Annotated in this window: 29 protein-coding genes; 1 reads left to right on the forward strand and 28 read right to left on the reverse strand. The window is 34.3% G+C overall.

Going from position 1 to position 14300, the window contains the following annotated elements; genetic code table 11:
* Positions 1–3: 3 nt before the first annotated feature.
* The 28 genes from IJE64_RS07665 to IJE64_RS07800 all read right to left on the reverse strand — a co-directional run bounded on the left by IJE64_RS07665 (position 4) and on the right by IJE64_RS07800 (position 13813).
* On the reverse strand, positions 4–852 hold the full coding sequence (locus tag IJE64_RS07665; protein ID WP_292784323.1) for an HNH endonuclease: 849 nt from the start codon (positions 850–852) through the stop codon (positions 4–6).
* A complete protein-coding gene (locus IJE64_RS07670) occupies positions 849–1028 on the reverse strand; it encodes a hypothetical protein (protein ID WP_292784325.1) in 180 nt (59 codons plus the stop codon). The genes IJE64_RS07665 and IJE64_RS07670 overlap by 4 nt, the downstream gene beginning before the upstream one ends.
* On the reverse strand, positions 1025–1750 hold the full coding sequence (locus tag IJE64_RS07675; protein ID WP_292784327.1) for a thymidylate synthase: 726 nt from the start codon (positions 1748–1750) through the stop codon (positions 1025–1027). The genes IJE64_RS07670 and IJE64_RS07675 overlap by 4 nt, the downstream gene beginning before the upstream one ends.
* The gene (locus IJE64_RS07680; RefSeq protein ID WP_292784329.1) at positions 1747–1932 is read right to left on the reverse strand and encodes a hypothetical protein; all 186 of its coding nucleotides are present in this window, start codon (positions 1930–1932) and stop codon (positions 1747–1749) included. The genes IJE64_RS07675 and IJE64_RS07680 overlap by 4 nt, the downstream gene beginning before the upstream one ends.
* On the reverse strand, positions 1929–2288 hold the full coding sequence (locus IJE64_RS07685; protein ID WP_292784331.1) for a hypothetical protein: 360 nt from the start codon (positions 2286–2288) through the stop codon (positions 1929–1931). Before IJE64_RS07685 ends, IJE64_RS07680 begins: the two co-directional genes overlap by 4 nt.
* Before the next feature lie 12 nt (positions 2289–2300).
* A complete protein-coding gene (locus tag IJE64_RS07690; protein WP_292784333.1) occupies positions 2301–2621 on the reverse strand; it encodes a hypothetical protein in 321 nt (106 codons plus the stop codon).
* On the reverse strand, positions 2618–2944 hold the full coding sequence (locus IJE64_RS07695) for a transcriptional regulator (RefSeq protein ID WP_292784336.1): 327 nt from the start codon (positions 2942–2944) through the stop codon (positions 2618–2620). The genes IJE64_RS07690 and IJE64_RS07695 overlap by 4 nt, the downstream gene beginning before the upstream one ends.
* A 1-nt stretch (position 2945) precedes the next feature.
* Entirely contained in the window at positions 2946–3296 is a 351-nt protein-coding gene (locus IJE64_RS07700; protein WP_292784338.1) for a hypothetical protein, read from the reverse strand.
* A complete protein-coding gene (locus IJE64_RS07705) occupies positions 3290–3424 on the reverse strand; it encodes a hypothetical protein (RefSeq protein WP_292784341.1) in 135 nt (44 codons plus the stop codon). The genes IJE64_RS07700 and IJE64_RS07705 overlap by 7 nt, the downstream gene beginning before the upstream one ends.
* Before the next feature lie 8 nt (positions 3425–3432).
* Positions 3433–3768, reverse strand: a complete 336-nt coding sequence (locus IJE64_RS07710) for a hypothetical protein (protein ID WP_292784343.1) — start codon at positions 3766–3768, stop codon at positions 3433–3435.
* A gap of 4 nt (positions 3769–3772) precedes the next feature.
* The gene (locus tag IJE64_RS07715) at positions 3773–4372 is read right to left on the reverse strand and encodes a hypothetical protein (protein WP_292784346.1); all 600 of its coding nucleotides are present in this window, start codon (positions 4370–4372) and stop codon (positions 3773–3775) included.
* 43 nt (positions 4373–4415) lie between these two features.
* Positions 4416–4538, reverse strand: a complete 123-nt coding sequence (locus IJE64_RS07720; RefSeq protein ID WP_292784349.1) for a hypothetical protein — start codon at positions 4536–4538, stop codon at positions 4416–4418.
* Positions 4535–4789 carry a hypothetical protein gene (locus tag IJE64_RS07725; RefSeq protein ID WP_292784352.1) on the reverse strand — a complete coding sequence of 85 codons (255 nt, stop codon included), beginning with the start codon at positions 4787–4789 and terminating at the stop codon, positions 4535–4537. The genes IJE64_RS07720 and IJE64_RS07725 overlap by 4 nt, the downstream gene beginning before the upstream one ends.
* Positions 4786–5124: a hypothetical protein gene (locus IJE64_RS07730; RefSeq protein ID WP_292784355.1), complete on the reverse strand. Its 339-nt coding sequence runs from the start codon at positions 5122–5124 to the stop codon at positions 4786–4788. Before IJE64_RS07730 ends, IJE64_RS07725 begins: the two co-directional genes overlap by 4 nt.
* The gene (locus tag IJE64_RS07735) at positions 5125–5631 is read right to left on the reverse strand and encodes a hypothetical protein (protein WP_292784358.1); all 507 of its coding nucleotides are present in this window, start codon (positions 5629–5631) and stop codon (positions 5125–5127) included.
* Positions 5632–7473 carry a helicase C-terminal domain-containing protein gene (locus IJE64_RS07740; protein WP_292784361.1) on the reverse strand — a complete coding sequence of 614 codons (1842 nt, stop codon included), beginning with the start codon at positions 7471–7473 and terminating at the stop codon, positions 5632–5634.
* On the reverse strand, positions 7442–7963 hold the full coding sequence (locus IJE64_RS07745; RefSeq protein ID WP_292784363.1) for a type II toxin-antitoxin system CcdA family antitoxin: 522 nt from the start codon (positions 7961–7963) through the stop codon (positions 7442–7444). Before IJE64_RS07745 ends, IJE64_RS07740 begins: the two co-directional genes overlap by 32 nt.
* A 228-nt stretch (positions 7964–8191) precedes the next feature.
* The gene (locus tag IJE64_RS07750) at positions 8192–10174 is read right to left on the reverse strand and encodes a minichromosome maintenance protein MCM (RefSeq protein WP_292784365.1); all 1983 of its coding nucleotides are present in this window, start codon (positions 10172–10174) and stop codon (positions 8192–8194) included.
* 13 nt (positions 10175–10187) lie between these two features.
* Positions 10188–11126 (reverse strand): hypothetical protein, encoded by a 939-nt coding sequence (locus IJE64_RS07755; RefSeq protein WP_292784368.1) that lies wholly within the window; start codon positions 11124–11126, stop codon positions 10188–10190.
* Between the two features lie 17 nt (positions 11127–11143).
* Positions 11144–11497, reverse strand: a complete 354-nt coding sequence (locus tag IJE64_RS07760) for a hypothetical protein (protein ID WP_292784371.1) — start codon at positions 11495–11497, stop codon at positions 11144–11146.
* 3 nt (positions 11498–11500) lie between these two features.
* Positions 11501–11857, reverse strand: a complete 357-nt coding sequence (locus tag IJE64_RS07765; RefSeq protein ID WP_292784374.1) for a hypothetical protein — start codon at positions 11855–11857, stop codon at positions 11501–11503.
* Positions 11858–11861: 4 nt separating this feature from the next.
* Positions 11862–12035, reverse strand: a complete 174-nt coding sequence (locus IJE64_RS07770; protein ID WP_292784377.1) for a hypothetical protein — start codon at positions 12033–12035, stop codon at positions 11862–11864.
* Positions 12036–12039: 4 nt separating this feature from the next.
* Positions 12040–12252 carry a hypothetical protein gene (locus tag IJE64_RS07775; RefSeq protein WP_292784380.1) on the reverse strand — a complete coding sequence of 71 codons (213 nt, stop codon included), beginning with the start codon at positions 12250–12252 and terminating at the stop codon, positions 12040–12042.
* A gap of 2 nt (positions 12253–12254) precedes the next feature.
* Positions 12255–12455 (reverse strand): hypothetical protein, encoded by a 201-nt coding sequence (locus tag IJE64_RS07780; RefSeq protein WP_292784383.1) that lies wholly within the window; start codon positions 12453–12455, stop codon positions 12255–12257.
* Positions 12452–13072, reverse strand: coding sequence for a hypothetical protein (locus IJE64_RS07785; protein ID WP_292784386.1), 621 nt, complete (start codon positions 13070–13072; stop codon positions 12452–12454). The genes IJE64_RS07780 and IJE64_RS07785 overlap by 4 nt, the downstream gene beginning before the upstream one ends.
* Positions 13072–13248: a hypothetical protein gene (locus tag IJE64_RS07790; RefSeq protein ID WP_292784388.1), complete on the reverse strand. Its 177-nt coding sequence runs from the start codon at positions 13246–13248 to the stop codon at positions 13072–13074. The genes IJE64_RS07785 and IJE64_RS07790 overlap by 1 nt, the downstream gene beginning before the upstream one ends.
* 2 nt (positions 13249–13250) lie before the next feature.
* Positions 13251–13667, reverse strand: coding sequence for a hypothetical protein (locus IJE64_RS07795; RefSeq protein ID WP_292784391.1), 417 nt, complete (start codon positions 13665–13667; stop codon positions 13251–13253).
* A complete protein-coding gene (locus IJE64_RS07800) occupies positions 13667–13813 on the reverse strand; it encodes a hypothetical protein (protein ID WP_292784394.1) in 147 nt (48 codons plus the stop codon). The genes IJE64_RS07795 and IJE64_RS07800 overlap by 1 nt, the downstream gene beginning before the upstream one ends.
* Positions 13814–14033: 220 nt before the next feature.
* Here IJE64_RS07800 and IJE64_RS07805 point away from each other — a divergent pair, with 220 nt between their 5' ends.
* Positions 14034–14177 carry a hypothetical protein gene (locus IJE64_RS07805; RefSeq protein WP_292784397.1) on the forward strand — a complete coding sequence of 48 codons (144 nt, stop codon included), beginning with the start codon at positions 14034–14036 and terminating at the stop codon, positions 14175–14177.
* The last annotated feature ends 123 nt before the right edge of the window (positions 14178–14300 follow it).

Below are 14300 nucleotides of genomic sequence, written 5' to 3' on the forward strand. Positions count from 1 at the left end.
AAATCATCCCCTAAGTTCTTTTAATTTATTTTCATCGTGTTTCAAATCAGTACGATTATGTTTTTCGAGATTACATTGAGAACAAAGACATTGAAGATTAGATTCTTCATTCGTTCCCCCTTTACTAACCGGTTTAATATGGTCTAAATGTAATGAAACACCATCATCAATTGTTTTACCACAGATTTGACAAGTATAATTATCTCTCATAAAAACATTCTGCCGAACTACTCCAGAGATTGGTTTCCGTTTAGGTTTTACTTTTTTAGAATGGACTTTATTATTAAAAATAGCATTGTCATGTAATGGATTTTTTTCCCAAGTTTTTGGAACATCCAATCTTTCCCATTCTTCAGAGAAGATTATTTTGCATTTAAAATTATGAAATGAATCATTAGATTTAACTTTGATTCCTCCACTAGTAATATAATCTAAAATAGCTCCATAAATTTTCCTTATTCTTCCTTTACAATAGGTATATTCCCCATTTAGATTTTTTAAGGTGCACACCATTTCCATTATAGCAAATTCAATGCTATCATATATAGTGAAATGTACTGGAACATTAGTTATCATTTGAGAATCGTTTTTAGGTTTATTATCCCAATAATAATGTTCATCAATATTCAAATCATTTAAAATAGCAGTTAATTCATCATTTTTTTGTGCTTCATTAACATACATATTAACATAATAATTTAATTCTCTTTCAAAATCTTCTGTCCTGAATAATGGCAGTTTACTGTTCATTGTATCTTCTAAACAATAAACTTCATGTTTTCCATACTTCTTTGTTGCTTTGAATTTATTAGTGCAATTCCCAAATTCATCAATGATAAAAGTATCACTCATTTTTCCACCTCTTTAAAAATGCTTCCAATTGGAGCAAAACATTCCACATAAGCAGGCATTATATCATCTTCGAATTCTCCCCAATTGGTGCATTCCATTTCCTTTTCATCATACCAGTCACAATCTTTATGTTGTTTATCTGGTAAGCAATGAAGATCATCTGCATTTATCTTCATAATCCCACGACTTTTTTAGCTGCAGGCATATCAGTTTCATAAATATGCAAACTGCTGCAATTGTAGTAAATCCCTTTAAAGATTAGTCCTCGATAAGTTTCCCTTAATTTATCCACTAAATATAATCCAATATGATTGATGAATAACATATTAGAGGGCCATGCTCCGTAACAATCATTTGACCTGAAGATGATTGTTAATGTTAATTCATTGTTTCGGATTAATGCTTGAATCCAATTTAAGCAAGGGATGTGTTCTTCAATGCAATCTAACCCCACATTATATAATGTTGCTACTGCCCTGTTACTTCCGGAATTTTCTTCTAATCTTTCAATCATTGTTTGTAATTGATTGTATTCTCCAATTTCACCAGTAACTTTATCAACAGTAACGTAATCCATTAATCTTTGAGGATATGTGTAAATAAAGCTAGATTCATTTTCTGTATCTATTCCAGTTATCATTGCTGGGTCATTAAGTGATGCTACATAGTCATGTAATGCTTCTCCACTCATGGGATAATCTTTAATGTCATATGCTCCTTTTTTAATTCCTTTCAGGAATTCATCAGGATGTATGTATATTGGGGTTTGCAGGAATTGGTTTGGTATGAATTCATGCACTCCAATTATCTCACGGATTGGACTATCGTCTTTTGTGTGTTCATGGCCTTTTGTAATGACCTCTTTCAATAATTTTTTCCAGATTGTTTCAAGACTCATTTTCTAACCTCTTTTAATGTTAATGTTCGACCGCCGATTAAACCGAGAATTAAAAACATTAACCACATGGCCATTGCTGTGAAACCATTATTTGTAATGGTCCAATCAATGGAATAGGATAATATTGTTGTAATTACCCAGAATATGAATATCCCAAGGTATAGTTTGTCATAATCGTTCATGATTTCACCTCATAGAATCGGTGTTCATTTTTACCTGGTATACGGTTAACACCTAATTTTTTACAGATACTGTCAACTTTATTCTGCTTCCAACCAGTTACTATTAATTCATCACGGACTAATTGCGCATCCTTTAATGTAGAGTAAATCCCATAATAGTAAGTTGACTTGAGTATTTTCTTTTTAATGTAATAGTTTGCTCCTCTTTTTTCAATGTATTTACATTTAGGGTCGCATCTTATTTCATCAGGATATTCCTTATCAAATAAAGTTTTGAGATTAGTTTCATGTTTGATTAAGCATTCTTCTAATCCCATACCATTTCGTAAGTCTTCTGTGATTTCTTGTGGAATCATAAAATCTCCCTTTTATATTAGATTTGATAGTTCCTGAAATGATTCAGCTATATTGATAAGATTATAGCTGCAATCTTTATGATCCATACAGAATTCTTTTGCTAACTCTTCATCAATTACATAAGCAATATGTTTGGAGTTAGATTTGATTTCATATACTTCAAGTTTCTCTGATTTTAGATTGCGGATGATTTTATTCTTTTGATTTAAGATACGAGATAAAGTATTAGCTGCTTCTTCTGCAGGACAATAAAATGTCCTGTCATGTTCACTATCCACGATAATGTAATGATGATTGTTTTCAAGTTCCGGCCAATATTCCCCAGTACTCATTTCATTTCCACCTCCCCGAGATCATTTAATTCTGTTCTGGTTTTTCCTTTAATTGTAGGAATTAAACTTATTATTTCACATCCTAAAGGAGTAATCTGATATACTCTGCCTTTGTGTGCTTCTTCATTAATACAAACGATTAGGTCATGAGTTTTTAATTCCTTTAAGGTTTTGCTAATATGATTGCTTCGAACATGGCATTTTTCAGCAATATATTTTGGAATCATAGTTCCATTTTCATTTAAAACTGTTAATGCTTTTTCACGATATGTTGATGTGATAACATATGCTGCTAAGCTTAACTTTTCTTCTTTACTTATCATTTTATACTCCGATTACATCTCCAAATTCTACGATTTGTTCTAAATCCCAATTACATGCTATGCAGATGTCTCTTTCATCTCTTGCTTTTTGTAAATCTTTGAAAGTTCCGAAATAATTTAATACTCCACTTATTCTTTTGCGGACAATATAAGAGCCTTCTTGTTCACAGATATATCGATTGTCTCTGTTTCTGAAATGTGGATTTACCATCCACTTTTTACCCATATAGTAGGCCCTGTATAGTTTGGCTTCTTCAAGTGTGTTGAAGCTTCCCCAGTATAATAGTACTCCTCCGATTCGTTTGCGGATTTCATATTTCCCATTTTTATTTTTGTAAATGTATCTCACCATTCAATCCCCTCACATGTTACTGTGATTATTGGTATTTCAACACCGTCTTCCATGAGCTTTTTACGTGTTGGTCTTGGCAGTTTTTCTGGCATTAAGTCCGCTACATTAACATAAAAATCAGGATTCATAATCAACCTCACTTTTTTTCTCTGAAGTGGAATTTCCAAACATGTTTCACATTATATTCAATACGGGAGACTTCTTCACCAGTTATTGGAGTTAATACTTCCTGATGGTTTATTCTGATACATTTAACTTGGAATGTTTCTTCAAAGTCACGTAAGTGTTTTTCAAATGCCATTGTGGTTGTGATTGTGAAGTGATCCATTGTTAATGTGTCGATTAAGTCAATTGGTTGCATTAACATTAATCCTTCATGTTCACTGAACCATTCCTGTACTGCTGTTTTAAATGCTAAGTCTTTGCTTAGCAAGTTACTTTTTGCGTCTAAATATTCGCTATATAAACTCATCTAATCACCTTTTCCATTTTTTAAATCTTACTCGGTCTCCAATGCTTAGGAATTGGACAAATCCGGTTTCACGGTCATTGCGGACAGAGTCATGTAATCTTTCGTAAACCTCTTCAGTAACAGTTAGACTTGTATTGTTTGGACTGGCTTCTTTTAAAGCATCATAGAAACTTGTGCTGACACACATGCTGTCTGTGAAATCATTGTTGATTGTTAAGTCAAGTCTTACTGTTTCCCAACTGTTGTGTCTTTGGAATTCCACTACTGCAAGGTCATCGTATCTGAGGTCATTGTAGTTTTTCCAAGTGTTAGGTTCGTAGGTGTAAATCCATTTTTCTTTGAATCCATCACCGTAATTGTTAGCTGTTTTGATAACTTCTTTCCTAATTGAATTTAATTTACATTGAAAGAGTTTACAGAAGTAATCATGCCATTTACTAGTCCAAGTATTCTCTCCTTGAACTTCTACTTCCAAATAGAAATTATACTGATGATAAGCAGGTACAGGGTTAACCCAGATGTTAATCATTTCAGGTTCACCGTTTTCTTTTTCCCAAAATTGTCTTTCAAAATCTTGGAGATCATCAGTTAATAATTTAATCATTTTGTTTAATTGGATAAAATGACTCATAGAAAATCCCTTTTTTTTATCTTTTGTGATGCATGTAGCAGCATCCAGTATCTTCAACAAGTTCGTCAAATAATGTGCATTCATTTTGCCATTTATGCTTGCAATTAAAGCAAGAATCGGATTCTTCTTTAGATTTCATTGTTTCACAAACTCCAAATGGATTTTATCCCTCACAGTATGTAATTCACAACTGACAGTTTTGTCTTTTTCAAGTTTAAATCGAAGTCTGCATAATGCTTCGATTACATCACTAAAATATGCTCTAGGGAATGAAACATGAGCATAATCATCAATTTTCCCATCATTAACTATTTCAAACATATGTGGGATGATTGACCTAACATCCCCTTGACTGGTTTGCTGAAATGTTTTCTCATAAATACATCTCATTGTTTCATCTCCAATTGTAACACGTACTTCTCAAAACTAATACGATTATCAATTAACTCCAAATCCTTACGAATGAGACTAGTGTTCTGTTTAGCCAATTCATAATCATTGGTTAAATCAGGATACTTTTCATCAATATATGCTTGAATCTGTTTCTCAGTAGGAGCTTTAGATAACTCATATTCCTCTTTAACCTTGTCAGGATTTAATTTAACTTTATTACTTTTGTGAAGTAATTCTAATTTCAATGATGTTTCACTATTGATTGCATCTTTTAATTCCTTGATTTTAGCTTCTTTTTCATCTAATAATTTATCAAAATTTGTTACAGGCATTTATATCACTCCATATAAGTGTAATGAATTCACGATTGCAAATATGAATAATAATATAGTAACGCACATGAAGATGGTTAAAATAGTATCCCCATATCTGTAATGGAATGAATCTTCAATTTTCATCTGCATAATCTCATGACAAATTTCAACTTTTTCATGTAATGTTTTCGCTTGATCCCTTGTGATGACTTCACGATATTCGTCTGGTGCATCATGGCCCAATTGGACAACTAGTTCAATCGGTGCATTTTCCATGTATTGTTTTGCATCATGAGCAAATACCATGAAACTTTTGCAGCCTAATCCTCCAAAGAGATATTCATGATTTTCATCAAGATTCTTTTCAGGGGATAATAATATTACTGCTTCTTCATCTGTTGTGGGATTATAGCTCATTACTCCATAGTATCCAGTATTGAATTTAACTAGTTTGAAGTGTAGTTCTTTGTCCATTTCTTCTGTTTTGATTACTTTGTAATCCTCTGGAGAATATTCAATTTCCATTTATTTTGCCTCCGCTCTTGGAACTCTACGTACACGTCTAACCCTTCTAACCTCTTTTTTAGGAACATATCCTTCAACTGCTTCCAGGAAATATTCATTAAACAGATAACTATAATCATTGAGTAATCTGTCAAAATCAGAATCTAATACATAAGTGGTGCAGTAATCATCTTTGTCACGTATACCTCGACCGTATGCTTGCATTAGTGGCATCACGGTTTGATAGATGTACCAGACATTATCGTATCTTTTACGGATATTGACTTGTGCTCCGCTTAGGTTTGGGAATGGCATTTTGAAGATTATTTGGAATCTGCATTTATCTCCTTTGAAGTCTACACCGTCTTTGATTCCTGCTCCGATTAGGACCATATTGTTTTCATCATCTTCGAAGTCTTGGATTGCTTGTTCACGGCCTTTACCATATGCAATCTTAAACCATCTGCGTGTGTAGTTGGCTAATTCGTTTCTGATATACCATGCTTGTTCATTACTGGATACATGGATTACTCCTTTCTCATCCTTATGGTCCTCAAGGATATCATAGATTTTAATTAAGGCATCTTCGTTTTTCCAATTAGGAATATTCAATTCACGATTGAATCCACTCATACTTCCAGCATAATCACGGATGATTGGTCGGTTTTCAATTGGGAATGGTGATTTCTGGTAGATGTAATAGGTTTCTTTTGGATCAATACCTAACCAGTTGCAGAACTTATCTTTAGACCCGAGGGTTCCGGTCATGAATAGTCTTGTTTCACCGAAATGGAATAATGATTCTCCATAATCTGCTATTGTTAATGGTTTGAATTCAACAGTTAATCCTTTGACTTTCTGATTGGATATGTATGAATGGTCTTCAAGGATAGCTTTCTTTGTTGGTAATTCAATAATCCATTTCTCTTCTTTAAGAGATTTGATGAGATTGTCATATTTTTCAATATCTTTGGTGTAGTTTTTAACTACATCATCATTTTCCAATAGTTGTTTTAAAACAAGGCTGTTGCTTATTTCACCATATTCATTTTTGATATAATTGTTCCGTCTTGCATTGATAGTTTCAATTAGTTTATTGCAAACTCCAATCCAATATTTTGGTTCGCTTATATCTTTTAGTTTCAATCCGTGTTCGGTGATTCCATCGAAGATGTCGAATTCATAATCACGGTATATTGTTTTCCTGTTAAGGTTGACTGTGATTAATTGCATGATCTTCTTTTCAAGATTATGTGCTTCGTCAAGGATTAGTAAATCTCGTTCAGGTAATATTTGTGCATAGTTTCCTGCGATGTATAGGTAATCGTAGTTGCTGATTACATTTTCTCCTTTTAGTGCTTCTTTTAATGCTGCAATGTATGGGCAGACTGAGTAAACTGCTGGGGCTTTACTTTCGTCTTTTTTACCGCATAGGTTGATGAGTGTTGGTTTTTGTGGTTTGGCGTATTGGTTGGGATTGTTGTTGTAGTCTTTTAGTGCTTGATTATAGTTTCTCATCATGGTATTGTTTTCTTCTTTGATGTGACAATTATCACAGCAACCTTTAAAATTACAATGGTAATTTCCACGACCTTTTATTTCCTTGACCATATATTCAAAATCATGAATGTATTGATGAAGTAATTGATTAGTCATGGTGACTATGTAACTGTTGTCCACAAAGTTTGCTATTGTTGTTGCAATAGCTGACTTACCAGTACCTGTACCTGCTTCCAGGATAATGTTTTTGTAACCATTTTCCATTGCAGTTAATATTTCAAGGATAATTTTTTCCTGTTCTGGTCTTGGGTCATATCCTAGTAGACTCCATTTATCCCATAACTTTTTTGAGTAGTTCTTCAATTTCCTCATCCTCTTCTGTGTCTATGTAAGGCAGGAAGTTTTCTTCTATGTATTTCCAGTTGTCGAAGATGTATGCTTTTGTTTTGTCTTTTGCATATTCGAACATGCAGTCTTCCATTACTAGTTCGAGTTCTTTTTGGGTTAGGTTTAGGACTTTGCATGCGTTTTCCATGTTGTGTGGTTGGTATCTTTGTGTGAATTTGTAGTCTTTCCAGATACTTAGCCATGCCATGGTTTTGTTTTCTTCGTGTACTTTTTCGATGTGTTTGTTTTCGTAGTCTACATTCATTAGTAAGTGAATGTTGAGTTTTGCACGATGGAAGTCTTCCCATGCTTTTCTTAGTTCTTCGCCTCTTTGTTCATCGTTTTCTGTTGTGAATTGAAAATATGCAATGAAACATCCTTCAACAAATTTGCTTATGTTGGGGATGTGTTCTTTTGCGAGTTTCAATATTTCTTCATCGATTGAAATCGTAATTTTTTCTTTCATTGTTTTTCACCACCTTTTGCAGTTTTATTACATTTTTGTATTGTAAGTATTACTCGATTATGAGAGTAATACTTTTTTTAAAATAGAGTAATACAATTTTGAAGGAATATCCCTCAAAAAAAGTGTCACCCCCTAATACGACTCATACTACATACGACCTAGTAGTATGATTTATACATACAAGTCGTATGTCGTATGATTCCGGAAATTCTCCTTAGCAATAAATTTTCAGAACCCTTTTTCTACATTCTTCCTTGCTTCATTCATAATGTCATCCAAATCACACTTCAATTCATGACACCTCAAACCCATTTCACGCCTCACATCAACAAGAATATCTTCATAAAACATTTCATCCCTATCAATCAATACCTTAATCATATCCTCTGCTTCTTTCACCAATTTGATTTCATTATTACTCCAAACATGCTCCAACTCACCAGCAGTCTCAGGAGTCAAACCAATACTCTCAAGACTTGCACCATAAATACGAAGAGCATCCTTTGCATCATCAACAGTAGCCACCTCACGCAATTCTGTCTTAGCACGAGCAATAGTCAACCTTTCAATAGCTTTCAAGTCACGAGCAGTAATCGGTTTAGCACTATCATCTCTAGCAGCAGCACGTCTAGTATTAACATAAAAATCAACAAGCAACTTTTGAGCAGATTGATCTAAAACTGGGAAACACTCCATCTTAGCATAAGTGATATACTTCTTGAATAACTCTTCATCAAGGACATCAACATCCTTCATGAAACTTTCCTTATTCAATAAACTTGTTGCTAACATACGGTCCTTTTCTTCATCAATAGTATCCTCTAATGCGAACACTAAATCGAACCTAGACAAGTTACTTTCCGGAATGTCAATTTGTTCTTTGATGGTTTTGAACTTATTAAACCTTGAATATTTAGGATTTGCAACAGCCAATATGCTTGTACGTGCAGTCATTGTCTGAACAAGATTGGCCTTAGCAGAACTAACGCTTAACTGTTCCATCGGTTCATTCAATGACTTCTGAGTATGAGGACTCAACTTATCGTACTCATCAACACACAACAGACCAGTATCGGCCAGTACAACAGCTCCCGCCTCAAGTGTCCATGTACCTGTGAGCTCATCCTTCACAGCAGAAACAGTAAGCCCTGCTTGTGAAGTTGATGTCCCACCAATACTCATGATTTTAGGAACACGTTTTTTCAATGCAGATATTATTTGACTTTTACCAATCCCTGGATCACCAATCAGGAGAACATGAATTGTCCACCTATCCATACTATCAGATTTAAAATTATCATCCAAAGGACGATTACCCTCAAACAATTGCAACAATAACCCCTCTTTCACATTTTGATATCCGTAAATTTCCGGTGCTAATGTATCAACAAGTTTCTGATAGATACCCTCACTTTGAGATAATTCTCTGATTTTTTCTTTATCAGATTCAGTAATCCGATAGTCTTCGAAAGCATCGTCAACCGGTGCTATATTGTGCAAGTTAATAATGAATTCAAAATCATTTTTATTTGGACTTACACGTTCGACACTAAAGACTCCAAGAATATCGCAGACATCACCAGCCTTAAGATTATGCTGTGGACTGGCAAGGTAATCCTGCATATACCCTTTGAACTCTCTAGTATTCCCTCCTTGACGAAACTCCAAAGGTTCTTCTAATTTCACATATCGTATATTATGATATGTTGATGATTCAGGAACCATATCGAAATTTCTTCCACCACATGAGGGGCATAAACTTGGCATTACCACTTGAGTAGAATCAGCAGTATCAATATAATGCATCATACCACAACCCCTGCAAATAAATGCTGCTTGTTTCAATGCAGGAATCGGATCAGTAATGGTTTTAATCATAGCTTTTGTGATGATTAATTCACCATTATATGTAGTGTCCAAGTCATGCAATAGGACATTTGGGGGTATTTCCACTAATTTCAAAGTAATGTAATTACGTTCTGTTCTTCCATTGTTGATACGATTTTCAACATATTTCATGAACATTTCATAATTATCTGTTAAGAATTCTTTCCCAGTTTCACGTTTGTAATATTCATTGAGTAAAGGATAATCTATGTTTATTCTTGTTGGCTTGTTCTCGGTTTTAGCCAATTGTAATTGCTCATGATATTTACTGAGCACATATCTGAAGAATAATTTTTTTTCTTCAAGGTTATCGTCTTTACTCAACTTGTAACATCTCCTAATCTAATAATAGGGAATTTGCTTCATCATATTCTTCAAGAGTGATATTTCCTAAATCAAACATTTTAAATACTTCATCAACCACACCAGATTTAGTGACAGCTTCTTCTGTTTCACGTATTCTAGATACGGCCTTTTTGATTGTAGCATTTTTATCTGCTAATTCTTTAAGGGAAGATGGTGCTTTTGAAGATGAGTCAGTTGTTTTTTCATCTTCATTTTGAACTACCTCTGCAACTGTTTCAATTACATCTTCCTCTTTTGTTTGTCTTCTGCGTCTACGAGTTTTTTTACCATTAGATGAAGATGATGTTGTTTCTGAATTAGAAGATTCATTATTTGCAGCGGAATCATTGGCGGTTCTTGAAGTTCTTTGGACTTTTTTAGGTTCTTCCATTTCTTCAGCTGAAACTTCTCCGGCACCTATCAAATCAGCAATTGCTCTGTTCTTTGCACGACTATGTGCGGTGGATGGGACATCATGTTCTGCATTACTGAATCTACCTCTTAATTCAAAATGAGATGGAGTTTCAGTATCAGCTGGATTTTTCCCAGAAGCTTTATAACGTATCTTATCGAAAATGCTACAAACTCCTACACCTTCTGCACTACGTCTATTAGGTAGTGTACAACGTACTCTGTATCTCGCTCTTATGATTTGATTAACATCATCGTATTCTAATTGTTCATTAACAATTTCATCACTGATACGGAACGCTGTTGCGAGTTTACGCCATGCAGATTTTTTCTTGAAATCCTTATTCGCAATGGTTTGATAATCTTCTGGAGTGAGTAATGCTTTGATTGCTTCCTGATAATTATTCATATAAGCAGCTGCACCTTCGATATCCACAAGGTCAAACTGTTCAGTTTGGCCTGGAATAATTGCAGCTGTGGATTCTTCCACAGCTACTAATTCACCACTTTCATTATCCATAAACTATCACCACAGGTTTATTCATAACTTGTTGCTCTAGCAGGGTCTTTTTTAACTGCATAGATGTTTGTTGGAGAACGGTCAGGTTGTGCTTCTAACTGTTTTTCAGTTGGTGGGATTTGGTCCACAAATTCAACATTAATGTATTCTCCAATTTTCAATTTAGGGATAAAGCTTCTGAGTTGTGCATGTGCAGGTAAAGTGGTTGTAATTAAATTACCTTCTGCATCATCTCCAAGGTCAAGAACAATACGGTCATTGTTCCATTGATCTTTCACAATTTCAAAAACATTTCCTTCAATATTATCCCCGATTTTTTCAGGGTTCCAGTATTTATCTGCTGCTACAGGTTCTACTTCTTCCCAAGCCATTTTTTATTCCTCCATTAAAACTTTGTTTTCTTCAATTTTTTCGTTGATTACATGAGTATTTGGGTCAAATACTGTGTAACAATAATATTCTAAAAATACATCTTCAGGCAATTCATCATCAAGAGGAGACAATCTGCCTCCTTTAATTAGTACTTTTAACAATGAATCTCCTGGTCTTAATTGCACATGTTCTGGATTGTAATCCACACCTATGATTTTAGATAGGTTTGGTTTATCAATACATGAATGTGCAACTTCAGCGTATTTTTTAAATTGTTCTTCGTCGATTTGATGTATATCGACGAGTAGATGGTCAGGCATGAACATATTCTCTGACCATGAGCTTGAAATAAAAATCATATATTCACCATCCTATTACTTGATCCATTACTAATTTGTCTTGGCCTTCGAGGTTTGCAGTTTTTTCTGCTAATCTTTCATCGAAGGTTTTTCCATCGTCGGGATTGTTTTCATCCCAGCATGATTCTATTAATTTGGTCATGTCTTCGCATGACTTTTTGAAACTTTCATTTACCATAAAATTATGCTCCTATAATGTATCCTTCAATAACATTATTGTTGGTTACTTGTGTGATTGGTAACCAGCAATTATCTGTAACTTCTTCAATTACTTCATGGGCATTGCCAAGAGTAACGTTGCCTATTGAAATTCCTTGTCTTTCAATATATTTGCATGTGGAGTAAGTGTCTGCAATAGCATCCCTGCTTACATCTTCAATGTCTAAAACTTTCAATTTTAAACCCCACTTGCAATGAAGTTCCTCATTCCACCACTATCAACAGCAGCGTGACCAGTTAGGGCAAAGACTAATATTCCTATTAAAAATAAAGTAAATCCTATTCCGAGGATGACTGCTGATGGATGTAAGAATATCCAATCAACGTTGATGGATGTATTTTTGGTTTCGACTTTGCCTAATCTTGCAGGTTCTCTCATACTTCCACCTCTTCTTTACAGTATGAGAACATGAATAAGTTGTTATGGATTGATTTGCAGATTGCATAATCTCCCACTTGAACCCGTTCACATTTAAGATTTGCTTTCCTTACAGGTTCGATTCCCCTTACTGTTTTTACAAAGACTGCGTCTTCTATTCTTACAACAGGCAACCATTGTACGTGTTCATGTTCTTCAATGAACATTGGATTTTCTAGGATTTCATAGATTAACCCATGTGTGGTTAGGTTATGTTCTTGGAGGAATGCTATTCCTCCGTCGTCTTGGGAATCAAGGAAACTGTATGCTTTGCGGGTTGCATAGTATTCATCAAGACTACCATTTATGATGGCTTCGTCTTTGTGGATTTCCCATTGTAGACTGTGAAGTTTATCAACGAGGTTGATGAAATCTTCTTTGATGTCTTTTAATCTTGGATCATCTAAGTCTACTTGACTCATAACCCAGAACTTTTGTCCAGGTAATGGTAACTCTAATCGTTTTTGGAAGATTGACATGTAATCGTCGTATCTTCTTTCGAGTACTCTTAGAGTTGCTCTTTTGTTTTGGAGTTCTGAGTCTGTGACTACATCTAAAAAATTAGTTGAAGATGACATTAGAAATCCTCTCCTTTGACTATTCCCCAGTATGTTTCAATTGGAGCATCAGTATGTTTCCTTGCAGAAGCAATTGCTTCATCAGGAGTTTCACCTTCACCAATGCAAAAGTTATCTTCATCTGTTACTGTCCAATCTCCACAGTTTCCAGATAAAAAAAGTTTTTGGGAGGACATACTTATTCATCCTCCATGTATGATCCCATTGCAGATACCAGTTCGGATTCATGTTGTTCAGTAGCGGTTTCTGCTACAAGGAATTCACGTAACTCTTCATCGGTAGGTTCCATGGTGTAACCTAGAAAATGTATATTGTCATCAAAGAGTTTGGTGACTTTCATGCCAGCAAGTTCAGCGAGCATTGCCATGAATACTTCAGTGTCTTCCTCGGCATTGTCAGGTTTTTCAGGTACACAGAGTCTAGTGAAACCAGCATATGAATCTTCGATGTCGATTGGTGCATTGCTTATTTTTCTTGCAGCTTTGATTGCATCTGGTATTTCATAAGCTGCACCAATTGTTTGGTCGTGTTCATCAACAACATGGAATTTGCTGTCTTCTTTGAATTTTAAAAATAGTTTGCTTGGTGCTGCCATTAGACATCACCTTCTTCTTTAAAAGTAGCTTTTAACTCATCGTATTTTACTGCTTTTTCAAATACTCTGAGTAAGTATTCTTCGTCTCCGATGGCGTGGCCATCTATGCAGAGTTTCTTATTTCTTATTTCTAACAACGCTTTCACGTCTCCCTTTATCTTTGTAGAAGAAATGTTTTTTTCATGTCCGCCAAAACATGAGAAAATGTTCTTCTTGATTAAACATTGTACTTTGCAGTATATAAAGTTTACTATATTACTTTCTTTACTGTTTACTGTAAATAAATAATTATAAATAACTTTAAATAAGATTATCAACAAATATAACACATAGAAAGTTACTAAAAAAGAACGGAGGAAACACATTATGTCTAATGAAGTTAAATTAGTTGTTGAAGTTCCAAAAGATTTAAGAACTGAAATAAACATCATTGCCAAGAGGCGAGACACAACTGTCAAGAAAATAGTTAATGATCTTCTTGAAGATTTTGTACGTGAAAATAAGGAATAATTGTTATAATATTTTATTATTTTTTTAATAAAATTATAGTTTTAAAAATTGGCGATAGCTTCCGCTAATGTTTTAAAACTTCGCATTCCATCTGCGACTAATTTAAAATTTTGTATAATCTTA

It is taken from the genome of Methanobrevibacter sp., assembly GCF_017409525.1.
Classification (GTDB): Archaea; Methanobacteriota; Methanobacteria; order Methanobacteriales; family Methanobacteriaceae; genus Methanocatella.

What these genes read in the sequence shown, in the direction of transcription:
- IJE64_RS07665 (WP_292784323.1), bottom strand. Translation starts at nt 852, where the DNA reads ATGAGTGATACTTTTATCATTGATGAATTTGGGAATTGCACTAATAAA.
- IJE64_RS07670 (WP_292784325.1), bottom strand. Translation starts at nt 1,028, where the DNA reads ATGAAGATAAATGCAGATGATCTTCATTGCTTACCAGATAAACAACAT.
- IJE64_RS07675 (WP_292784327.1), bottom strand. Translation starts at nt 1,750, where the DNA reads ATGAGTCTTGAAACAATCTGGAAAAAATTATTGAAAGAGGTCATTACA.
- IJE64_RS07680 (WP_292784329.1), bottom strand. Translation starts at nt 1,932, where the DNA reads ATGAACGATTATGACAAACTATACCTTGGGATATTCATATTCTGGGTA.
- IJE64_RS07685 (WP_292784331.1), bottom strand. Translation starts at nt 2,288, where the DNA reads ATGATTCCACAAGAAATCACAGAAGACTTACGAAATGGTATGGGATTA.
- IJE64_RS07690 (WP_292784333.1), bottom strand. Translation starts at nt 2,621, where the DNA reads ATGAGTACTGGGGAATATTGGCCGGAACTTGAAAACAATCATCATTAC.
- IJE64_RS07695 (WP_292784336.1), bottom strand. Translation starts at nt 2,944, where the DNA reads ATGATAAGTAAAGAAGAAAAGTTAAGCTTAGCAGCATATGTTATCACA.
- IJE64_RS07700 (WP_292784338.1), bottom strand. Translation starts at nt 3,296, where the DNA reads ATGGTGAGATACATTTACAAAAATAAAAATGGGAAATATGAAATCCGC.
- IJE64_RS07705 (WP_292784341.1), bottom strand. Translation starts at nt 3,424, where the DNA reads ATGAATCCTGATTTTTATGTTAATGTAGCGGACTTAATGCCAGAAAAA.
- IJE64_RS07710 (WP_292784343.1), bottom strand. Translation starts at nt 3,768, where the DNA reads ATGAGTTTATATAGCGAATATTTAGACGCAAAAAGTAACTTGCTAAGC.
- IJE64_RS07715 (WP_292784346.1), bottom strand. Translation starts at nt 4,372, where the DNA reads ATGATTAAATTATTAACTGATGATCTCCAAGATTTTGAAAGACAATTT.
- IJE64_RS07720 (WP_292784349.1), bottom strand. Translation starts at nt 4,538, where the DNA reads ATGAAATCTAAAGAAGAATCCGATTCTTGCTTTAATTGCAAGCATAAA.
- IJE64_RS07725 (WP_292784352.1), bottom strand. Translation starts at nt 4,789, where the DNA reads ATGAGATGTATTTATGAGAAAACATTTCAGCAAACCAGTCAAGGGGAT.
- IJE64_RS07730 (WP_292784355.1), bottom strand. Translation starts at nt 5,124, where the DNA reads ATGCCTGTAACAAATTTTGATAAATTATTAGATGAAAAAGAAGCTAAA.
- IJE64_RS07735 (WP_292784358.1), bottom strand. Translation starts at nt 5,631, where the DNA reads ATGGAAATTGAATATTCTCCAGAGGATTACAAAGTAATCAAAACAGAA.
- IJE64_RS07745 (WP_292784363.1), bottom strand. Translation starts at nt 7,963, where the DNA reads ATGAAAGAAAAAATTACGATTTCAATCGATGAAGAAATATTGAAACTC.
- IJE64_RS07755 (WP_292784368.1), bottom strand. Translation starts at nt 11,126, where the DNA reads ATGGATAATGAAAGTGGTGAATTAGTAGCTGTGGAAGAATCCACAGCT.
- IJE64_RS07760 (WP_292784371.1), bottom strand. Translation starts at nt 11,497, where the DNA reads ATGGCTTGGGAAGAAGTAGAACCTGTAGCAGCAGATAAATACTGGAAC.
- IJE64_RS07765 (WP_292784374.1), bottom strand. Translation starts at nt 11,857, where the DNA reads ATGATTTTTATTTCAAGCTCATGGTCAGAGAATATGTTCATGCCTGAC.
- IJE64_RS07770 (WP_292784377.1), bottom strand. Translation starts at nt 12,035, where the DNA reads ATGGTAAATGAAAGTTTCAAAAAGTCATGCGAAGACATGACCAAATTA.
- IJE64_RS07780 (WP_292784383.1), bottom strand. Translation starts at nt 12,455, where the DNA reads ATGAGAGAACCTGCAAGATTAGGCAAAGTCGAAACCAAAAATACATCC.
- IJE64_RS07785 (WP_292784386.1), bottom strand. Translation starts at nt 13,072, where the DNA reads ATGTCATCTTCAACTAATTTTTTAGATGTAGTCACAGACTCAGAACTC.
- IJE64_RS07790 (WP_292784388.1), bottom strand. Translation starts at nt 13,248, where the DNA reads ATGTCCTCCCAAAAACTTTTTTTATCTGGAAACTGTGGAGATTGGACA.
- IJE64_RS07795 (WP_292784391.1), bottom strand. Translation starts at nt 13,667, where the DNA reads ATGGCAGCACCAAGCAAACTATTTTTAAAATTCAAAGAAGACAGCAAA.
- IJE64_RS07805 (WP_292784397.1), top strand. Translation starts at nt 14,034, where the DNA reads ATGTCTAATGAAGTTAAATTAGTTGTTGAAGTTCCAAAAGATTTAAGA.